The 19,153-nt window shown below is 73.3% G+C and carries 18 protein-coding genes; 10 read left to right on the forward strand and 8 right to left on the reverse strand.

What is annotated here, in order from left to right; all coding sequences use genetic code 11:
* The first annotated feature begins 141 nt into the window (after nt 1–141).
* Nucleotides 142–645: a MarR family winged helix-turn-helix transcriptional regulator gene (locus tag ACFV1L_RS00115; protein ID WP_380361440.1), complete on the forward strand. Its 504-nt coding sequence runs from the start codon at nt 142–144 to the stop codon at nt 643–645.
* 56 nt (nt 646–701) lie between these two features.
* On the opposite strand, the gene ACFV1L_RS00120 is transcribed toward ACFV1L_RS00115, so the two are convergent.
* The 3 genes from ACFV1L_RS00120 to ACFV1L_RS00130 form a co-directional block, all read right to left on the reverse strand.
* Nucleotides 702–1,721, reverse strand: coding sequence for an acetamidase/formamidase family protein (locus tag ACFV1L_RS00120; protein WP_380361442.1), 1,020 nt, complete (start codon nt 1,719–1,721; stop codon nt 702–704).
* Nucleotides 1,718–3,145: an APC family permease gene (locus tag ACFV1L_RS00125; protein WP_380361443.1), complete on the reverse strand. Its 1,428-nt coding sequence runs from the start codon at nt 3,143–3,145 to the stop codon at nt 1,718–1,720. The genes ACFV1L_RS00120 and ACFV1L_RS00125 overlap by 4 nt, the downstream gene beginning before the upstream one ends.
* A 129-nt stretch (nt 3,146–3,274) precedes the next feature.
* Entirely contained in the window at nt 3,275–4,438 is a 1,164-nt protein-coding gene (locus ACFV1L_RS00130) for a substrate-binding domain-containing protein (RefSeq protein WP_380361445.1), read from the reverse strand.
* On the opposite strand from ACFV1L_RS00130, the gene ACFV1L_RS00135 reads away from it, so the two are divergent.
* The gene (locus tag ACFV1L_RS00135; RefSeq protein ID WP_380361446.1) at nt 4,431–4,910 is read left to right on the forward strand and encodes a MarR family winged helix-turn-helix transcriptional regulator; all 480 of its coding nucleotides are present in this window, start codon (nt 4,431–4,433) and stop codon (nt 4,908–4,910) included. The two genes, ACFV1L_RS00130 and ACFV1L_RS00135, sit on opposite strands and share 8 nt — an antisense overlap.
* Before the next feature lie 96 nt (nt 4,911–5,006).
* On the opposite strand, the gene ACFV1L_RS00140 is transcribed toward ACFV1L_RS00135, so the two are convergent.
* Complete coding sequence (locus tag ACFV1L_RS00140; protein WP_380361448.1) at nt 5,007–6,179, reverse strand: ROK family protein; 1,173 nt, start codon at nt 6,177–6,179, stop codon at nt 5,007–5,009.
* Nucleotides 6,180–6,432: 253 nt separating this feature from the next.
* Between ACFV1L_RS00140 and ACFV1L_RS00145 the strand changes: the two genes are divergently transcribed.
* From ACFV1L_RS00145 to ACFV1L_RS00170, 6 genes are all read left to right on the forward strand, one after another.
* Nucleotides 6,433–7,701 carry a Gfo/Idh/MocA family protein gene (locus ACFV1L_RS00145; RefSeq protein WP_380361449.1) on the forward strand — a complete coding sequence of 423 codons (1,269 nt, stop codon included), beginning with the start codon at nt 6,433–6,435 and terminating at the stop codon, nt 7,699–7,701.
* Between the two features lie 47 nt (nt 7,702–7,748).
* Nucleotides 7,749–9,089 (forward strand): ABC transporter substrate-binding protein, encoded by a 1,341-nt coding sequence (locus ACFV1L_RS00150; RefSeq protein ID WP_380361451.1) that lies wholly within the window; start codon nt 7,749–7,751, stop codon nt 9,087–9,089.
* Nucleotides 9,082–10,071, forward strand: a complete 990-nt coding sequence (locus ACFV1L_RS00155; protein WP_380361453.1) for a carbohydrate ABC transporter permease — start codon at nt 9,082–9,084, stop codon at nt 10,069–10,071. The genes ACFV1L_RS00150 and ACFV1L_RS00155 overlap by 8 nt, the downstream gene beginning before the upstream one ends.
* A complete protein-coding gene (locus ACFV1L_RS00160; protein ID WP_380361455.1) occupies nt 10,068–10,952 on the forward strand; it encodes a carbohydrate ABC transporter permease in 885 nt (294 codons plus the stop codon). Before ACFV1L_RS00155 ends, ACFV1L_RS00160 begins: the two co-directional genes overlap by 4 nt.
* Nucleotides 10,953–11,028: 76 nt before the next feature.
* The gene (locus ACFV1L_RS00165; protein WP_380361457.1) at nt 11,029–13,017 is read left to right on the forward strand and encodes a right-handed parallel beta-helix repeat-containing protein; all 1,989 of its coding nucleotides are present in this window, start codon (nt 11,029–11,031) and stop codon (nt 13,015–13,017) included.
* 59 nt (nt 13,018–13,076) lie between these two features.
* Nucleotides 13,077–14,621, forward strand: a complete 1,545-nt coding sequence (locus ACFV1L_RS00170; protein WP_380361459.1) for a beta-N-acetylhexosaminidase — start codon at nt 13,077–13,079, stop codon at nt 14,619–14,621.
* Here ACFV1L_RS00170 and ACFV1L_RS00175 read toward each other — a convergent pair.
* Nucleotides 14,618–14,887, reverse strand: a complete 270-nt coding sequence (locus ACFV1L_RS00175) for a DUF2630 family protein (RefSeq protein WP_380361460.1) — start codon at nt 14,885–14,887, stop codon at nt 14,618–14,620. The genes ACFV1L_RS00170 and ACFV1L_RS00175 overlap by 4 nt on opposite strands.
* A gap of 184 nt (nt 14,888–15,071) precedes the next feature.
* On the opposite strand from ACFV1L_RS00175, the gene ACFV1L_RS00180 reads away from it, so the two are divergent.
* Entirely contained in the window at nt 15,072–15,461 is a 390-nt protein-coding gene (locus ACFV1L_RS00180; RefSeq protein ID WP_380361462.1) for an SCO5389 family protein, read from the forward strand.
* Between the two features lie 49 nt (nt 15,462–15,510).
* Here ACFV1L_RS00180 and ACFV1L_RS00185 read toward each other — a convergent pair whose 3' ends face one another.
* Nucleotides 15,511–16,944: an MFS transporter gene (locus tag ACFV1L_RS00185; RefSeq protein ID WP_380361464.1), complete on the reverse strand. Its 1,434-nt coding sequence runs from the start codon at nt 16,942–16,944 to the stop codon at nt 15,511–15,513.
* Between the two features lie 324 nt (nt 16,945–17,268).
* Here ACFV1L_RS00185 and ACFV1L_RS00190 point away from each other — a divergent pair, with 324 nt between their 5' ends.
* Nucleotides 17,269–17,847, forward strand: coding sequence for a TetR/AcrR family transcriptional regulator (locus ACFV1L_RS00190; protein ID WP_380361466.1), 579 nt, complete (start codon nt 17,269–17,271; stop codon nt 17,845–17,847).
* 18 nt (nt 17,848–17,865) lie between these two features.
* Here ACFV1L_RS00190 and ACFV1L_RS00195 read toward each other — a convergent pair whose 3' ends face one another.
* The gene (locus tag ACFV1L_RS00195) at nt 17,866–18,471 is read right to left on the reverse strand and encodes a TIGR03086 family metal-binding protein (RefSeq protein WP_380361468.1); all 606 of its coding nucleotides are present in this window, start codon (nt 18,469–18,471) and stop codon (nt 17,866–17,868) included.
* A 56-nt stretch (nt 18,472–18,527) separates the two neighbouring features.
* Nucleotides 18,528–19,094, reverse strand: a complete 567-nt coding sequence (locus tag ACFV1L_RS00200) for a DJ-1/PfpI family protein (RefSeq protein WP_380361470.1) — start codon at nt 19,092–19,094, stop codon at nt 18,528–18,530.
* Nucleotides 19,095–19,153: the final 59 nt, after the last annotated feature.

Genomic DNA, 19,153 nt, shown 5'->3' on the forward strand with positions numbered 1-19,153 from the left:
CGAAAGTTCCGTGCGGAGAGATCCGTCCGGTGTCCGGCGGTGTCCCCCGCCGGGCGCCGTCTCCGGCCTGCCCTGCCGGATAACTACAGCACACAATTCAATTGCGCACAACTAAATCGACCGCTTGCTACCCTGGGAGCCATGACCAGGGACGACCAGAACCGGGCCCCGGCGGACGGCGCCGCGGTGGACGAGGCCGAGCGCGCGGGCGTGGACCTGCTGCTGCTCGACCAGCAGATCTGCTTCTCACTGAGCGCCGCCTCGCGCGCCTTCGGCGGCGTCTACCGCACGGCGCTCAAGGACCTCGGCCTGACGTACCCTCAGTACCTCGTCATGCTGGTGCTCTGGGAGCACGGCGAACTGCCCGTCAAGCAGCTCGGCGAGCGTCTGCGGCTGGACTCCGGCACGCTCTCCCCGCTGCTCAAGCGGCTGGAGGCGACGGGGCTGGTGCTGCGCGCACGCAGTCCGCAGGACGAGCGGTCGGTGATCGTCTCGCTCACCCCGGCCGGCCGGGACCTGCGCGAGCCGGCCCGTGCCGTCCCCCGCCGGATCGGCGCCGCGGCCGGACTCCCGCTCTCCGACCTGCGCACCCTGCGCGAACTGCTCAACCGCCTCACGGCGAACCTCGACGCGGCCGGCGCCTGAGCGTCGAGCACGCTCAAGCACCGGCCGCGGCGGACGAGTTGCCGCCGGGCGGCGGGTTACCGGTGCCGCAGGTACGCCGCGGCGGTCGCCCGCAGCCGCTCGTGCAGGCCGTCGTACGCGCGGGCCCGGCCGAGCACGGCCTTCGGCAGTTTGGCGACCATCGTGTAGTTGGTGTCGCAGACGTTCGCGGCCGGCGCCAGGCCGGCCTGGCTGACCAGCTGGTAGGCGTCGAGCGGGTCAAGGCCGAGGAGTTCGCCGGTCCAGCCGACCAGGTCGTGCTGGCTGATCCGGAAGGCGTCCTCCAGCGGGCGGGCGGAGCCGGTGCTGATCAGGAAGTCGTCGTTCTCCAGCCGCGGCCAGGCCGGTCCGCCGCCCTTGACCAGGTCGACGATCACGGTGGTGCGCATCGCCGCCTCGACCGCGGTGCCGCACACCTCGCCCTCGCCCTGCCGGGCGTGGCCGTCGCCGATGGCCAGCAGTCCGCCGTCGACGTTGACGCCGAAGTAGGCGGTGGCGCCGGCCCGCATCTCGGGGGTGTCCAGGTTGCCGCCGTGCGCGCCCGGCGTGATCGAGGCCAGCACCTCGTCGGCGGCGGGGGCGACGCCGACGGTGCCGTGCATCGGGTCGAGCGGCAGGGCGACGGTGAAGTCCCCGGTGCGGGCCCGGAAGTGGCACAGTCCGGCGGCCGGGTCCAGGTCGTAGATCCAGACCCGCTCCTCCAGCGCGGGGTGCAGCATCGCGGTCTGGTGGGTGGCGGTCAGCGCGCCGAAGTGCGGGAAGGTGCTGGAGATGCCGTGGTCCCGGGCGGGGGTGATCTCCACGAAGTGCACCGCGAGGACGTCGCCGGGCTCGGCCCCGGCCACCGCGATCGGGCCGGTGACGGGGTTGAGGTACGGGAAGACGCAGACCTGGCTGGGCAGGTCGCCGGTGCCGCGGACCTTGCCGCCGAAGCAGTCCTCGGTGGTCAGCTCGACGATGCTGCCGGGCTGAACGGTCGTCAGCGGGGGGCGCCCGCCGAAGGTGTAGGCGTAGTCCTGCGGCCCGGGGTTCAGCCGGACGATCTCGGGCAGGGTCACTTGCGGTTCTCCTCGATGACGGGGGTGTTCTCCGCTGCGCCGCTCCCGGCGACGGCCAGCCGGGGCCTGCGGCCGGTCGCGATCAGGCCGATCAGGACGACCCCGCCGATCAACAGCCAGACGAAGCCGAGGCGTTGGGCCGCGATGTTGGCGTTGACCACGACGTAGGCGAGGATCGCGAAGCCGAGCAGCGGGGCGATCAGGTGCCGCCAGTAGTCCTTGCTGCGCCGGCGGATCAGGTAGTGGACGACGACGGCGACGTGCAGCACCAGGAAGGTGGTCAGCGCGCCGAAGTTGACCAGGGTGCTGAGCAGGGTGATGCCGTCGCTGCGGGAGGCCGTGTAGAGGCCGAGCACCAGCGAGATGCCCGCGGTCAGCAGGGTGGCGTTGACGGGCACCCGCCGGGTGGGGTGGATCCTGGCGAGGAACGCGGGCAGCTGGCGGTCACGGGCCATCGCGAACAGCAGCCGGGAGGTGGCGGCCTGGGCGACCAGGGAGTTGGCGAAGCCCCAGGCGACGGCGGTGGACGCGGCGGTCACGGTGGCGAGCCAGCCGCCGCCGGCGGTGCGGGCGGCGTCGTAGAACGCGGTGCCGTTCGGGTCGCCGTCGGCGATCAGCGCGTCGGGGTCGGCGACCAGCAGCGAGGCGACCCAGGTCTGCACGATGAACAGGGTTCCGGCGAGCAGCAGCGCGGCGACCATGGAGCGGCCGATGGCCTTGGTGGAGTCGCGGTTCTCCTCCGAGAGGGTGGAGATGCCGTCGAAGCCGAGGAAGCTCAGCACGGCGATGGAGACCGCGCCGAAGGCCAGGCTCCACGAGAAGGTGTGCGCGTTGTACAGCGGGGTGAAGTCGAAGCCGCGGCCCTTGCCGTGGGCGAGCGCGACCACGCCGACCACCACGAACAGGGCCAGCACGACGAGTTCGCCGACCAGCACGGCCTTGTTGACCTTGGCGGTGGTCTCGATGCCCAGGTAGTTGACGACGGTGTTGAGCAGCACGAAGCCGATCAGCCACAGCCACACCGGGACGGACGGGACCAGCGAGTTCATCGCGACGCCGGCGATCAGGTACAGCAGGCCCGGCACCAGCACGTAGTCCAGCAGGATCATCCAGCCGGACAGGAAGCCGACCGGTGCGCCGATGCCGCGTCCGGCGTAGGTGTACACCGAGCCGGCCATCGGGAACGCCCGGGACATCTGCGCGTACGACAGGGCGGTGAACATCATCGCCACCATGCCGAGGACGTAGGCCAGGGCGACCATGCCGCCGGAGCCCTGGAAGACGCCGCCGAAGATGCCGAAGGGGGCGATCGGCACCATGAAGACCAGCCCGTAGACGAGCAGGTCGGTGAAGGTCAGGGACCGGCGAAGCTCCTGTTGGTAGCCGTAGCTCTCGATGCTCTGGGGCGCGGGTGTGTCGGCCATGGTGCTCTCTCTCCGTGACGGACCCTGCGGGGGTTGGGGGAGACTGTAGAGCCAACTATTTCCATATGGAAGGGTTTGGGGACGCCGTTCCGCCTGACGAGAATCCGGAGGCCCTCGGGACGGCGCAGGTCAGCGGGTGGACGGCCCGGGCAGCACGGCGAAGCCGAGGCCCTCGGCGCGGGCCAGGTGCACGCCGCGCCGCTCGCCGCGGAGCAGTCGTCCGGCCGCCCCGGCGAGGCCGTGCGGCTCCAGTGCGTGACGGTCCGCCAGCGCGGCCAGCAGGTGCAGGCCCTCGTACAGGCCGACGGCGTACGCGTCGAGGACGGGCGCCCACGGCCCGCACAGCGCCCGGTGGCGTTCGGCGAGCGACTGCCGCGGCTCCTCGGCGAGGGTGGCGAACGAGGGCATCGCGGCGTACAGCGTCCCGGTGTCGTCGCCGCCGAGCGCGAGCAGCCCGTTCTCCTCCAGCGCCCCGGACAGCCGCACCAGCCGCCGGTCGAGTCCGCTGCGGCGAAGTGCGCGGTTGAAGTGGACCAGGTCGCGGCCGATCAGGCTGAGCAGCAGGGCGTCGGCGCGGGCGGTGCGCAGCGCGTCGAGCAGGGGTTCGACGGTGCGTTCGACGGTCCCGAACGGGAGGTGTCGTTCCAGCACGACGCCGGCGCCGGCCCGGGTGGCGAGGGCGGCGGCGGTGCGGTGGACGGAGCGCGGCCAGATGTAGTCGTTGCCGATCAGCGCCCACCGGCGCAGTCCGTGACGTTCCGTCACCTGCGGCAGGGCGTGGGCGAGTTGGCCGGCGGGGTCGGTTCCGGTGCACAGGACGCCGGGGAGGCGGGGGCCGCCTTCGTGCGGCGGGGTGTAGATGTAGGCGATCCGTCCGGCGGTGACCGTCTCGACGGCGCGGTGGACGTCGCTGGTGTGGCAGCCGGCCAGGGCGTCGAGGGCGCCGGCGTCGAGCAGCCGGGCGACTTCGGCGGAGACCGGGCCGGGTTCGGCGCCGCCGTCGACCAGGACCAGGTCGAGGGGGCGGTCGTGGATGCCGCCGCGGGCGTTGATCTCGTGCGCGGCGAGCAGGGCGCCGTCGAGGGCGGACGGACCGGTCAGGCCGAGCGGGCCGGACTGCGGCACGACGAGGCCCACGCGGAACGCGTCGTCCTCGCGCGGGAGGTGCAGCGCGTCGAGCGGGTCGACCAGCCTGGCATCCAGCATCACCAGGGCGAGTATGGTCGGGATCTCGGCCCCGGGAAAGACCGCGGGGCCGGGGGTGACCTGGGAACGGGAGGGTCGGATGGCCACGAAGCGCTCCGCCGCGCACGCAACTGCCGCGCCGGGCACGGCGGACACGGCGGGCGGGCCGGGCACGGCGGGCGGGCCGCCGCTGCTGGTGGAACTGGTCGCGCTCGCCCACCGCCGGCTCACCTCCGGCCTGGGCGCCGCGCTCGCCGAGGAGGACTGCACGGTGGACCAGTGGCGGGTGATGCGCGCGCTCGCGGACGGCGAGGGCCGGGCGATGGGCGAGTTGTCGCAGGCGCTGCTGATCCCGCAGGCCAGCCTGAGCCGCCTGGTGGACGCCCTCGCGGACGCCGGCCTGGCCTACCGCCGCCAGGACGACCGGGACCGCCGCCGGATCACCGCCCACCTCTCCCGCCAGGGCCGCGCCCGCCTGTCCCGCCTCGACGCGCTGGCCGCCGCCCACGACTCCGCCGTCCGCGCCGCCTGCGGCCTCCCGGACCCGGCCGTCCCGCTCGGCCGCCTCGCCGCCCTCTGACGGCCCGCCGACCGCCCGCCCGCCGACCGCCCGCCCGCCCGCCGACCGCGGGGTCGGCCGTCCTGCCGTCGGCCGATCCTCGAACGCCCCACCGGCTCAGGCCAGTTGCGCCTCCACGTGGTCGAGCGCCACCCGCACGGCGCCCAGCGCGACCGCGTCGTCGCCCAGGGCCGAGGAGGCGACCCGGGGCGGCATCGGGCAGAGCGTGTCGAGGGCGTGCTGGACGCGGTCCCGGACGAGGTCGTCCGCGCGGGAGAATCCGCCGCCGACGACGACGAGTTCGGGGTCGAAGGCGAGGGCGACGGTCGCCGTGCCTAGGGTGATCGCGTCCAGGAAGCGGCCGATGCGTTCGGCGGCCGCTCCGTCGCCGGCCCGCGCGGCGGCGATGAGCGCGGTGACGGCCTGTTCGGAGGATTCCGCGTCGGGGTCGTCGACCAGGTGTCCGGGCGCGGTGTTCCAGCCGAGTTCGGGCAGCGCCCCGATCTCGCCGAGCGAGCCGTTGTGCCCGCGTTGCAGGACACCGCCGTTGAGCACGCCGACGCCCATCCGCATGCCGGCGAGCAGGTACACGACGTCGTCCACGGAGCGGGCGACGCCGAGCCAGCGTTCGGCGACGGCGGCCAGCCGGCAGTCGTTCTCGACCAGGACGGGGCAGGCGAAGGTGCGGCCGAGCGAGCGGGCCAGGTGCAGGCCGGTCCATTCGGGGAGGGCGGAGCTGAGTTTGATCCGGCCTTCGCGGTCGACGATGCCGGTGGTGCCGGCGGTGACCGCCCAGAGCCGGTCGTGGGTGACGTCGGCGGCGGCGAGCGCCGCCTTCGCGGCGGCCCGGGTCGCGGCGAGCCGGGCCTTGCGCGGCTGCGCGGGGTCGACCTCGATGCGGTGGGTGGCGAGCACGTTGCCGTCGAGGTCGGCGAGGACGGCGAGCACCTTGTACTTGCCGATGTCGAGTCCGAGGACGTGCCCGGCGCGCGGCCGGAAGCGGTAGTTGCGGGCGGGCCGTCCCATCCGGCGCCCGCCGGGGTCGGGGGCGAGTTCGCTGACCAGGCCGAGCAGGGCGAGCCGGTCGAGGGCGACTTCGACGGTGGGGCGGGACAGCCCGGTCGCGGTGGCGGCCTCGGCGACGGTGACGGCGGGCGTCGCGGCCGCGCGCACGGCGGTCAGCACCTGGGCGGCGCTGGCCGGCAGGACGGGGATCCGGACGGCGCCGGCCGCCCCCTCGGAGCCGTCGTCGGGCTCGCCTTCCGAAGTCGTCGCATGTCCCGCGCTCATCTATCGCCTTCCTTTCGCAAGTCGTTCGTGCGGCCCGGCCGGAGCGGGCCGGCGGGGCTGTCGCCCCGTCAAGGATCGTTGTCCGCCGAAGTCTTGACGGTGGCCGGTTCCGATCCCCATGATTCCATTCCACAAGGCACTTACATAAGTGTCCTTGGAAAGTCATCTTCGCACGGCTCGGACCTGCGGTGTGCCGTCCGGCCGGAATTCGCCAACTGCTGGGAAGTCGGGGTGCGTTGTGCCAGGAAAGCAGGTGACGCTGGCCGTTGTCGGCGCGGGGCTGCGGGGCGGCGTCTACGCCCGCAGCGCGCACCGCGGCGGCCTGGCGCGGATCGTCGCGGTCGCCGAGCCCGACCCGCGGCGGCGGGCGGAGTTCGCCGCCGAGTACGGCGTCCCGGACGACGCGGTGTTCGCCGACTGGCGGGAGCTGGCGGCCCGGCCGCGGCTGGCCGACGCGGCGGTGGTGGCCACCCAGGACACCCAGCACACCGGCCCGGTGGAGGCGTTGGCGCAGGCCGGCTACCACCTGCTGCTGGAGAAGCCGATGGCGACCACGGAGGAGGACTGCCTGCGCATCGTGCGGGCCGCCGAGGACGCCGGGGTGCTGCTCGCGGTCTGCCACGTGCTGCGCTACACGACGTACACCCGCACCCTCAAGGAGCTGATCGACTCCGGCCGGATCGGCGAAGTGGTGTCGATCCAGCACCTGGAGCCGGTCGGCTGGTGGCACCAGGCGCACTCCTTCGTGCGCGGCAACTGGCGGCGCGAGGACGAGTCCTCCCCGATGCTGCTGGCCAAGTCCTCGCACGACGTGGACTGGCTGCTGCACCTGATGGGGCGTCCGCCGGAGCGGGTGTCCTCGTTCGGCGGCCTGGTGCACTTCAACGCGCGCAACCGGCCGGCCGGGGCCGCCGACAACTGCCTGGACTGCCCGGTCGAGCCGGACTGCCCGTACTCGGCGCCGCGGCTGTACCTCGGCTGCCTCGGCGACCCCGACAAGGAGTACTGGCCGCTCGGCGCGGTCACCGCCGACCGCACCGAGGACGGCGTCCGCCGGGCTCTGCGCTCCGGCCCGTACGGGCGCTGCGTGTACGCCTGCGACAACGACGTGGTCGACACCCAGGTGGTGGACTTCGACTTCGGCGACGGGCGGACCGCCTCGTTCACGATGTCGGCGTTCACCCCGCTGGACTTCCGCAAGACCCGGGTCTTCGGCACCCGCGGCTACGTCGAGGGCGACGGCCTGCGCCTGTCGGTGCACGACTTCACCACCGCCACCTGGGAGTTCATCGACGCCTCCGACGTCCCGGACGCCGAGGCCTCGGCGGCGGCCGGGCACGGCGGCGCGGACGACCGCCTGCTGGAGGCGTTCGTGGACGCGGTCGCCACCGGCGCCGGCGACCGGATCCGCTCCAGCGGCCGGGAGAGCCTGGCCGCGCACCGCACCGTCTGGGCCGCCGAGCAGGCCCGCCGCACGGGCACCGTCGTCACCCTCGCCCACAACGCCGCGCCCGTCCTCTGAACCACCCGACCTCCCCCACCGCCACGCCCCCTCGATGGAGAAACACCATGTCCCGTACCCCGTCCCCGGCCGCCGCGGCCGCGCTCGCCGCCTCGTTGGCGACCGTGCTGCTGGTCTCCTCCTGCGGCGTCAAGAACTCCGGCAGCGCGCAGCACGCGCAGGGCGGTTCGGCCGCCGACCTGGTGTCCGCCGCGAAGGCGCAGGGCCAGGTCGACTACTGGTCGACCTGGGGCGAGAAGGAGCCGCAGGCCGCGATCTTCAAGGCGGCGGCGGACGACTTCACCGCGCAGACCGGCATCAAGGTGAACATCAAGTACCTGGGCCGGTCCGGCACCACGACGATGCCGCAGGCGATCGCCTCGGGCAGCGGCCCGGACATGTTCGACAGCGGCACCGACCACATCGCGGCGTTCGCGGGCCAGCACATGACGCAGCCGGCCGACGCGGTGCTGAAGCTGCCGGTGCCGGGCGAGGACGGCAAGTCGGTCGCGGACGTGCTGCCGCCGAACGTGCTGAAGTCGGCCACCGACAAGGACGGCAGGCTGGCGTTCGTCCCGCACACGCTGATCTCCACCGCGATCTGGTACGACGCGGCGCGCACCCCGGCGCTGGCCGCGAAGCAGCCGGCGACCTGGACGGAGTTCCTGGCGCTGCTCCAGCAGCAGAAGGCGGCGGGCGGCACGCCGATCGCCCAGGACGGCCTGGTCAACTTCTACAACGCCTACTGGTTCTACGAGTTGATGATGCGTTACGGCGGCCCGGGCTCGCTCGCCGCGCTGGGCACGGACGCCTCGGCGTGGGACCGCCCTGAGGTGCTGAAGGCCGCGCAGGGCGTGGCGGAGCTGCGGCCGTACTTCCAGGACGGCTACATGGGCACCAAGTACCCTGCGGCGCAGAACGACTGGGCGCAGGGCAAAGCGGCGCTGAACATCAACGGGACGTGGCTGCCGTCGGAGACCAGGCCGCAGGCACCGGCCGACGCGAAGCCGAGCAGCTTCGCCTTCCCGATGGTGGAGGGCGGCCACTCCACGGTCGAAGTCGGTTCGCTGGGCTGGTCGTTGAGTGCGAAGGCGAAGCACGCGGAGGCGGCGCAGCTGTTCATGAGCCACCTGCTGCGCTCCCAGGTGATCGGAAAGATCGGTTCGGACGCGCTGAACATCCCGTCCCGGGCGGACGCGAAGGCGCCGGACGCGCTGAAGGCGGCGCAGGAGTCGATCCTGAAGGCGACCGAGACCAACACCACGTACGACGGCGCGACGGCGCAGGACAAGTGGTGGAACAACGTGTTCCTGCCGCTGGACGACCAGTTGCTCGGCGGCACCCTGCAGCCGGCCGACTTCGTCGCCCAGGGCAAGAAGAAGACCGCGGATGCGCTGGCCAATGGCTGACACCACGACGGCGCGCGGCGCTTCCCGCGCCTCCCGGCCCGCGTTCCGCACCGCGGGCCGGGCCCGCCCGGGGGCTGCCTCGGCGGTGTCGCAGCGCGACGCGAAGGGCTGGTTCCGGCTGTTCACCTGGCCGGCGGTGCTGCTGTACACGGTCGGCTTCCTCGGCCCGTCGATGTACGGCGTGGTGATCTCGTTCGCCAGGTGGTCGGGGCCGGGCTCGCCGCTGACGTGGGTGGGCTGGCGCAACTACCTGCGGGTGTTCCGGGACGACACGGTGCGGCAGGCGTTCCTGAACACCGCGGTGATCGTGCTGGTGGGCGGCGCGGCGGTGTTCGCGCTGGCGTTCCTCGCGATGGCGGTGCTGCGCGACATGCGCGGGCGGGCGTTCGTGCGGGCCGCGGTGTACCTGCCGTCGATCATCTCGATGATCGCGGTCGGCACCTCGCTGGGCTTCCTGCTGAACCCGGACGGCGTGGTCAACCGCCTGCTGGGCCTGCTCGGCCTGGAGGCGCTGCAGCAGACCTGGCTGGATCCGCAGCACATCTTCGGCTGCATCGTGGTCGGCGTGGTCTGGATGGGCTCGGGCTTCTACATCGTGCTGCTGATGACGGCGGTCGACGCGATCCCCAAGCACCTGTACGAGGAAGCGCAGTTGACGGGTCTGACCCGGATGCAGCAGTTCCGCTGGATCACCCTGCCGCTGTCCCGGGACATGATCGCGATCGCGGCGGTGCTGTGGACGGCGAACAGCCTGCGCACCTTCGACATCGTGATCGGATTCGTCGGCACGGCCGGCACCCCGTCCGTCGGCGCCCGTACCTACGCCGTGCAGCAGTGGCTGTCGGCCGGCCACACCACCGGCGGCGGGGCGCCCGAACTGGGCTACGCGTCGGCGATGGCGACGCTGCTGACGGTGCTCACCGTGGCCCTGGTGGTGCTGGTGCGCCGGCTGGGCCGCAGCGACCGACTGGAGATCTCGTGAAGGCCCGACTCCGTACTGTCCGACGGTTCTTCGGCGATCTGGCGGTGCCCGGCGCCGTGAAGGTCCTGCTGTGGGCGGTGGCCGTGTTCAACGTGCTGCTGCTGGCCTGGACGTTCCTGTCGTCGGTGCGCACCTCGCGTGCCCTGTGGACGTCGCCGCTCGGCGTGGACGGGCTGGACCTCGGGGGCTACGCCCGGGCCTGGCACGCCGCGGACTTCGCCGGCATGCTGCTCAACACCGTGCTGGTGGTGGGGGTTTCGCTGCTCGGGATCCTGCTGGTGGCGACCCCGGCGGCGTACATGCTGGCGCGTTCCTCGCGCCGTTCGGCGGGGCCGACGCTGACGTACTTCGCGGCGGGTCTGGCGCTGCCGGTGCAGGCGGTGCTGATCCCCTATCAGACGCTGGCGTCCTCGGTCAGCCAGTTCATGGTGGACTGGGTGACGGGCTGGTGGGACGACCGGATCTCGCTGGTGGTGGTCGACGTGGCGATGTCGCTGCCGTTCACGGTGTTCGTGCTGTCCGGCTACTTCCGGTCGCTGCCCGCCGAGTTGGAGGAGGCGGCGGCGTTGGACGGGGCCGGCCCGGTGCGCACCTTCTGGACCGTGATGGTGCCGGTGGCCCGCCCGGGTCTGACCACGGTGACGGTGCTGAACGCGATCGGCCTGTGGAACGAGTTCCTGCTGGTGTCGGTGATGGTGCACGACCCGGCGAAGTTCACCCTGCCGGCGGCCCTGAACCAGCTCAGCAGCACCATGCAGTACACCTCCGACTGGGGCGGCCTGTTCGCGGGCGTCACCATCCTGGTCGCGCCGATGGTCGCGCTGTTCTTCTGGTGCGGCCGGCGGATCATGGACGGGATGACCCTCGGCACGACCAAGTAGCCGCCCCCGCAGCCGGGTTCAGCCGGACCCGGCTGCTCGCACGCCCCCGTGTCCCCACCTCAGGAGAGGGCAGCACGTGACCACCACAGCCATGAGAGGCCTGAGCGGCCTCGGCGCGCTCACCCTGGCCGCCGCGGCGCTCACCACCGTCGCGGCCCCGGCCGCGCACGCCGCCGGCACCACCTACTACGTGTCCGCCTCGACGGGCAGCGACTCCAACAGCGGCACCTCGCCGGACGCGCCGTGGAAGTCGCTGGCGCAGGTCGGCGGGCGGACCTTCCAGCCCGGCGACACCGTCGCGTTCCGGGCCGGCGACACCTGGACGGGGCAGCTCGCCCCGCACGGCTCCGGCACGGCCGGTGCGCCGATCACCTTCACCTCGTACGGCACGGGCGCCCGGCCGAAGCTGGACGGGCGGGGCGCGGTGGCCTCGGTGGTGCTGCTGGCCAACCAGCACGACGTCACGGTCAACGGCTTCGAGATCACCAACTCGGCCGGTCCGATCACGAGTTCGACCCCGTACCGGATCGGTGTCAACGTGTTCGCGCAGGACATCGGCGCGGTGCCGAACGTCCGGATCACCGGCAACTGGGTGCACGACGTCGACGCGCCGCCGAACAGCTCCAACCCCGGCTCGGGCGGCATCATCTACACGGTGCGCGGCTCGGCCACGCCCACGTACTTCACCGGCCTGACGGTGCAGGACAACGAGGTGGCGAACATCGCCTCGTACGGCATCTCCGGCTGGTCGACGTGGATGCAGCGCGACGGCTGGACGTCGCTGTGGCCGTTCCTGGGCGCGCCGACCACCGAGTACCGGGCGTTCACGCCCAGCACCGGCACCGTGATCCGCAACAACTACGTGCACGGCATCGCGGCGGGCGGCATCGCGCCGCTGGTGGTGCGCGACACCCTGGTCGAGCACAACACGGTCGCGGACACCGCGCAGGCGCACGGCAACGTGGCGATCTGGTGGGCGGACGCCGACAACACCACCGTCCAGTTCAACGAGATCTCCGGCACCAAGTACAACGGCCCGCAGATGGACGGCGACGCGCTGGACGCGGACGAGGACAGCCGCGGCAGCCTGGTGCAGTACAACTACTCGCACGACAACGGCGGCGGGTTCTTCATCTCGGTGTCCGGCGACTCGGCGCCCGCCACGGCGGTGGTCCGGTACAACGTCAGCCAGAACGACCGCAACGAGATCTTCACCTTCTCCACCAACACCACCTCCGTGCAGGTCTACAACAACACGGTGTGGGTGTCGCCCAGCAGTTCGGCGATGACCGCGCTGACGGCGGTGTACCACAACGCGGCGGGCGTGACGATGTCGAACAACATCATCCACAACGGCGCCAGCCTGCCGTACGACACCGGCGGCGCCGTCACCTACGACCGCAACTGGTACGACGGCGGTCCCGTCCCGGGCACCGACCGGGCCGCGCTCACCGGCAACCCCGGCCTGACCGCGCCCGGCACCGCCACCTCGATCGCCGACCTGGCCGGCTACCGGCCCACCGCGACGTCGCCGGTCCTCCGGCAGGGCCTGGAACTCGCGAACGACGGCGGCCGCGACGCCGCGGGGACCGCCCTGCCGCAGGGCATGCCCGACCTCGGCGCGCTCCAGCGCACCGCCGGCCCGGGCACCGTCGAGGCCGCGCCGACGGTCACCAGTTCCTACGCCACCGGCCAGGGCGCCCTGGCGGCCGTCGCGGACGGCTCGGACGCCAGCAGTTGGGCCTCCCCGTCCAGCGGCGTCGCCATGGGCGGCCAGCTGACCCTCGCCTGGTCGAACCCGCGGACCGTCTCCCAGGTCGAACTGGCCACCCACTTCGGGGCGGGCCAGGGCATCACCCGGTTCGACGTGCAGTACTGGAACGGTGCCGCCTGGGTCACCGCGCTGGCCGACGCCACCGTCGCCTGGTCGTCCAACTCGGCCACGGTGGAACGCCGTTCGGTGACGCTGCCGACGGCGGTGACGACCGCTCAACTGCGGCTGGTGGTCCGTGCGGCGAACCTCCAGTGGGGCGACTTCGCCGTCAACGAGATCGGCACCCGCTGACCCCCGGCCCGGGGGCCCTGCCGGCCCCCGGGCCACTCCTCCCACCTCAGGAGCAACCCGTGCCCGCTCTCCCGCACCTGGTCCCCCGCCCCGCGTCGATGACGGTGACCGGCCCGGGCGGCTGGCAGCTCACCGCGACCACGCCGCTGCTCCTCGAACCCGGCCTCGAACCCGTCGCCGCACTGCTCCGCGAAGTCCTCGACCGGCCGCTGCCCAGCGCCACGGCCGACGCGCCCGCCGCACTGGCGCTGCGCACCGATCCGGCCCTCGCGCCGGAGGCGTACCGGATCGCGGTGACGCCCGCCGGGGCGACCGTCACCGCGGCAGGCCCGGCCGGGCACCGGCTCGCCGCCCAGACCCTGCGCCAACTCGTCGACGAGGGACGGGCCGACGGCCGGGGCGGCGTCTCGGTGCCGTGCGTGGAGATCGCCGACGCGCCCCGGTTCCGGTGGCGAGGCCTGCTGATCGACGTCGCCCGGCACTTCTACCCGGTCGAGTTCCTGCACAAGCTGGTCGACCTGGCCGCGCTGCACCGCCTCAACGTGCTGCACCTGCACCTGACGGACGATCAGGGCTGGCGCATCGAGATCGACAAGTACCCGCGGCTGACCGAGGTCGGCGCCTGGCGCGCCGAGACCCTGGTCGGCCGCTACACCCGCCAGGACGACCCGGACGCGGTGTTCGACGGGACGCCGCACGGCGGCTTCTACACCAAGGCCGAACTGCGCGCCCTGGTCGCGCACGCGGAGTCCCGCGGCATCACGGTCGTCCCCGAGATCGACCTGCCCGGGCACATGCGGGCCGCGATCGCCGCCTACCCGGAACTCGGCAACGGCCTGGAGCCGGCCCGCCCGGTCTGCACCACCTGGGGCATCACCGAGCAGATCCTCAACGTCGAGGAGTCCACCGTCCAGTTCTGCCGCGACGTGCTCTCCGAGGTCCTGGAGGTCTTCCCCGGCCCTTACGTGCACCTCGGCGGCGACGAGGTGCCCAAGCGCGAGTGGCGGCAGTCGCCCCGGGTGCAGCAGCGGATGCGCGAACTCGGCCTCCCCGACGAGTCGGCGCTGGCCGCCTGGTTCACCCGGCAGATCGCCGAGTACCTGATCGCCCGGGGCCGGCGCCCGATCGGCTGGGACGAACTGCTGGAGGACGGCCTCCCGGCCGGCACCGCGCTGATGTCCTGGCGCGGCGAGGAGGGCGGCGAGCAGGCCGCCCGGCTCGGCCACGACGTGGTGATGACGCCCCATCGGCTGACCTACTTCACCGTCTACCAGGCCGACCCCGGGCTGGTCGAGCAGCCGCTCGCGGTCGCCGAGGTGCTCACCGCCGCCGACGTGTACGCCTACCGCCCCGTCCCGGCCGGGCTGCCGGCCGACGCCGCCGCCCGGGTGCTGGGCGGTCAGGGCTGCCTGTGGACCGAGCTGATGCCGGACAGCCGGCACGTCGAGTACATGGCCTTCCCCCGGCTGTGCGCGCTCGCCGAGGTGCTGTGGGGCACCGCCGGCGACTACCCCGAGTTCGCCGTCCGCCTCGCCGCTCACCTGCGCCGCCTCGACCGCCTCGGCGTCGCCCACGGCCCGCTGCCGGACCCCGCGGCGGGTTAGGACTCGTACCGCTCGACCTCCTCGACGCTGCGCACGCCGGCCTGGTTCGGATCCTCGCCGGCGTCGACGCGCGCCCGGCGCTGGCGCAGCAGGTCCCAGCACTGGTCGAGCTGCTCCTCCAGCTCCTTGAGCTCGCGCTGCTCGGTGGGCTGGTCGATGCGGCCCTCGGCGAGTGCGGCGCGCAGCTTCCGCTCCGCGTCGACCATGTCGCTGATCCGGTCCAGGATGCGGCGGTCGGTGCCGCCGGACTTGTCCTGCTCGTCCATCGGGGACTCCTCGTGGGTGGTCTGCCCACTCACTGTAGGAACCGGGTGGGCAGATCGGCGCGGAGGCCCGGCGTGGCGCGGCGCGTTGCCCCGAACGGGGGAGCGTCATTGACAGGGCGTCAGGGGCCTTGCCAGGATCGCTGTTGAAAACGATTCCCACTTCCATTCATTGGAAAGGCCCCCCATGTCGCTGGACGTCTCCCCCTCCCTGCTGGCCCTGGCCGAACGCGACGAGGTCGCCGACGCCGACTTCCTCGCCACCGTCCGGGACTCGCTGCCCTACGCCTACCGCCTGGTCGACGACCTGACGGCCGAACTCGCCGCCACCGGAGCCGAGTTCGCGGACAACACGGTCGCCCCGAGCGACGCCGAGCGGGCCCAGCTGCTGCGCGCACTGGCCAGCGACTCGATCCGCGGGGCACTGGAGCGGCACTTCTCGGTGAAGCTGGCCTTCCAGAACTGCCACCGCCTGGCGGTCTTCCGCCCCGGCGCCGAACAGACCGAGACCTACCGGAAGTTCACCTCGCCCCGCGCCCAACTGCTCAACCAGTCGCCGGAGTTGCGCGACTGCTGAGAGCGCGGACGGGTCCGGGTGCCCGCCCCGGCGGACACCCGAACCCCGTTCAGCCGAGGGAGACTTCGGCGTCCCGGCGCTCGGCGGCGGGCTCCACCGGCGCGGCCACCGGCCGCCGCCGGCGGGACGGCACCAGCAGCGCGGCCAGCGCCGCGGCCAGGCAGAACGCGGCGAGCAGCGCGAAGCCGTGGGTGTAGCCGGACTCCAGCGGACGGCCGGACGGCTGGAGGTGTCCGGTGACCAGGCCGGTCATCAGCGCGGCGCCCATCGAGCCGCCGATGGTGCGGATGTTGGCGTTCATGCCGGTGGCCGCGCCGGTCTGGGCGGGCGAGACGCTCTGCACGATCAGGTTGCTCATCGAGGCGAACGCCAGCCCGATGCCGAGCCCGAACACGCCGGCCGCGACGGCCACGTCCGCGGGCGTGCCGTGCCGGCCGGCGAGCAGCGCGCAGGCGACGGCGCCCAGCAGCGCGCCGGCGACCAGCTGCGCCTTGGCGGGGAAGCGGCCGGCCAGGCGTCCGCCGAGGATCCCGGAGACGAACATCGCGCCGACCATCGGCAGCATCAGCAGCCCGGCGCCGGTGACGCTGGACCCGAAGCCGTAGCCGGCGCCGGCCGGCGTCTGCACGAATCCCGGCAGGAAGGCCCACACGGCGTACATGCCGCCGCCGAACAGCAGCGCCGCGGCGTTGGTGGTCCACACCGGCCGCAGGCGCATCACCCGCAGGTCGATCAGCGGGTTGCGGGAGCGGGCCTCGTTGAGCATCCAGAGCGCGAACAGGGCGACGGCGGCGGCGAGCAGGCCGAGCACCCGGGCCGACCCCCAGCCCCACTGGGCGGCCTGACTGACCGGCAGCAGCAGGGCCACCAGCCAGCCGGAGAGCAGCAGCGAGGAGATCCAGTCGACGCTGCCCTCGCCGCGGGTGGGCGACTCGGGGACGTAGCGCCAGGCGAGCAGCACGGTGGCGCCGACCACGACGACGGGGAGCCAGAACAGCCAGCGGTAGTCCAGCGCGCCGACGATGGGGCCGGCCAGCACCATGCCGAGGCCGCTGCCGACGGCGATCACCGCGGACAGGTTGCCGATGCCGGCGGGCACCTGTCCGGGCGGGAACTCGTCGCGGATGATGCCGAAGGACAGCGGGAACAGCGCGCCGGCGATGCCCTGCAGGATCCGGGCGACCAGCAGCACGGCGATGTTGGGGGCGAGCGCGGCGACCAGACACCCCGTCAGCAGCGCGACCAGCGCGGCGACCAGGGTGCGCTTCTTGCCGACCAGGTCGCCGACCCGGCCGAGGATCGGGGTGAACACCGAGGCGGACAGCAGGTAGGCGGTCATCACCCAGGTCACGGTGGACTGCGAGGTGTGCATGGCCTCCTGGACGATCGGCAGGGCCGGCGTGATCAGCGACTGGAGCAGCGCGAACACGCCCGCTCCGGCGGCGAGCACGCCGAAGGTCAGGCGGTGGGACTGGCGGTTCATCGAACCCTCTCGGGACTCGGGTCGCGGCGCACGGAACGAGGGCGCGCCGCGGCGCACTGCGGGCGGGCGGCAACGGACAGGCGGCCGCCCGGACGGGCGGTGGTGCGGGAAGGGAGCGGTCGCGGCGCGACCGGTCGGTGCCGGTGGGGTCGACCCGGGCCGGCGACGGTGGCGCCGGTGCGGGTGACGGAAGTGACACGGGTGGCCCGCCACCGCCGGGGCGGCAGGCCGGAACCGTGGCCCCGGTGCTAAAGTCGAGGCATGCCTCCAGATTAGCGGAGGTGAGCCTCCGGTTCAATCCGGATGTGTCGAAACGAGGTCCCCGTGCCCGAACAGGTCTCCGTCGGCGAGTACCTCGCCGCCCAGCGCCCGCGCCGCGCCGACGCCGCGCGCAACTTCGACGCGCTGCTCACCGCCGCCCGCGAGGCCTTCGCCGAGCACGGCGCCGAAGCCTCCCTGGAGGACATCGCCCGCCGCGCCGGCGTCGGCATCGGCACCCTCTACCGCAACTTCCCCACCCGCCGGCACCTCTTCGAGGCCGTCTACGCCAACGAGGTCCAGGACCTCGGCCGGGTCGCCGAGGGCCTGGCCGGCGAGCCGCCCTGGAACGCCCTGACCGCCTGGCTGGACCGCTTCGTCGACTACGCGATGACCAAGCGCGCCATCCGCGAGGCCCTCCAGGGCGAGGAGTCCGACGTCTTCCTGGCCTGCCGCCAGTCCATGTACGACGCCGGCACCCCGCTGCTGCTGCACGCCCAGCGGTCCGGCGACGTCCGCGCCGACATGGACATGGACGACCTGCTCCGCCTGGTCTCCGGCATCGCCTCGGTCGCCTTCGCCGACGACGCGCAGCGCGCCAAGGTCCTCGCCATCGCCCTGGACGGCATCCGGCCCCGCCCCTGACCGCCCGTCAACCTCCGGTCACCTCCTGCCGAACGGGTGCGCCGGGTCGCGGCCGACCAGGCCCAGCAGCCGGTCCCCCGGGGGTGCGTCGGCGGGCACCGGCACGGCGTCCGCGAACAGTCCGGAGGCCGCCAACGCGCCGCTCTGCGGGCCGAGTTCGTGGAGCGCGAAGTCCGCGGCGGCCGGGTCGATCCGGGCGTCCGCGCCGATCCCCTGGGCGAGGTCCCAGGCGTGCACGATCGCGTCCACGGTCATCTCCCGGGCGTAGCCGTCCGCCCGCCGCCGCCCGTAGGAGAGGTCGACGGTGCGGTGCAGCGCGCCCGGCTCGGCGAACGCGGCCCGGGCGGCGTCGGCCGCGGCCGTCCAGGCCGCCACCGGGTCGTCGCCGAGCACGTCGCCGTCGTAGCGGTCGCCGATCTCCGCGACCGTCGCGCCGGCCAGCAGGTCCGGCACCCACAGCTGTTCGGACGTCAGGTGCCCGACCAGTCGGCGGACCGTCCAGTCGGTGCACGGGGTGGGGGCCTGCCAGCCGTCGTCGGGGACGGCGCGGACCAGCCGGCCGAAGCGGTCCAGGGCCCGGCCGTGCAGCGCGAGCAGTTCCGGGCCGTCGAGGTGTGTCGTCATGGCCCCAGCTTGCCCGCCCGGACGGGGCGGGCAAGGCGACACCCCGGAACCGGGGGCTACTCCACCGGGGCCTTCTCGCGCAGCAGTTGGACGAAGGCGCGCATCCAGCCCGGGTGGTCCGGCCAGGCCCGCGCCGAGACCACGGTGCCGTCGACCACCGCCTCGCCGTCCACGAAGCTCGCGCCGCCGGCCTCCACGTCGGGCTCCAGCGCCGGGTAGGCGGCGGTGCGGCGACCGGCCATCGAACCGGTCCGCAGGGTGATCAGCGGGCCGTGGCAGATCTGCGCGAGCGGCTTGTCCTCGGCGACGAAGTGCGCGACGATCCGCTGCACCTCGGCGTCGTTGCGCAGGTACTCGGGCGCCCGGCCGCCGGGCAGCACCAGCGCCACGTACTGCGCCGGGTCCACGTCGGCGAACGCCAGGTCGGCGGGCCAGGTGTAGCCGGCCTTCTCGGTGTAGGTGTCGAAGCCGGGGACGAAGTCGTGCACCACGAACTGCAGGGTCTTCTTGGCGGGCGCGGCGATGTCGACCTGGTAGCCCTCCTCCAGCAGCCGCTGGTACGGGTAGAACACCTCCAGCGACTCGGCCGCGTCGCCGGTGACGATCAGGATCTTCGCTGCCATTCGGGCTCCCGTCCCTTGCCTCGCGCCTGGTGCCGCACCCACCCCCACGGGCCGGTCGC

This window comes from Kitasatospora sp. NPDC059646 (assembly GCF_042734615.1).
In the GTDB taxonomy this organism is placed as follows: Bacteria; Actinomycetota; Actinomycetes; order Streptomycetales; family Streptomycetaceae; genus Kitasatospora.

Bases quoted from the DNA above. Each gene is read 5' to 3' on its own strand.
- ACFV1L_RS00185 (WP_380361464.1), bottom strand. From the start codon at position 16,944: ATGAACCGCCAGTCCCACCGCCTGACCTTCGGCGTGCTCGCCGCCGGA.
- ACFV1L_RS00135 (WP_380361446.1), top strand. From the start codon at position 4,431: ATGGCCACGAAGCGCTCCGCCGCGCACGCAACTGCCGCGCCGGGCACG.
- ACFV1L_RS00195 (WP_380361468.1), bottom strand. From the start codon at position 18,471: ATGACGACACACCTCGACGGCCCGGAACTGCTCGCGCTGCACGGCCGG.
- ACFV1L_RS00200 (WP_380361470.1), bottom strand. From the start codon at position 19,094: ATGGCAGCGAAGATCCTGATCGTCACCGGCGACGCGGCCGAGTCGCTG.
- ACFV1L_RS00150 (WP_380361451.1), top strand. From the start codon at position 7,749: ATGTCCCGTACCCCGTCCCCGGCCGCCGCGGCCGCGCTCGCCGCCTCG.
- ACFV1L_RS00140 (WP_380361448.1), bottom strand. From the start codon at position 6,179: ATGAGCGCGGGACATGCGACGACTTCGGAAGGCGAGCCCGACGACGGC.
- ACFV1L_RS00155 (WP_380361453.1), top strand. From the start codon at position 9,082: ATGGCTGACACCACGACGGCGCGCGGCGCTTCCCGCGCCTCCCGGCCC.
- ACFV1L_RS00125 (WP_380361443.1), bottom strand. From the start codon at position 3,145: ATGGCCGACACACCCGCGCCCCAGAGCATCGAGAGCTACGGCTACCAA.
- ACFV1L_RS00175 (WP_380361460.1), bottom strand. From the start codon at position 14,887: ATGGACGAGCAGGACAAGTCCGGCGGCACCGACCGCCGCATCCTGGAC.
- ACFV1L_RS00115 (WP_380361440.1), top strand. From the start codon at position 142: ATGACCAGGGACGACCAGAACCGGGCCCCGGCGGACGGCGCCGCGGTG.
- ACFV1L_RS00180 (WP_380361462.1), top strand. From the start codon at position 15,072: ATGTCGCTGGACGTCTCCCCCTCCCTGCTGGCCCTGGCCGAACGCGAC.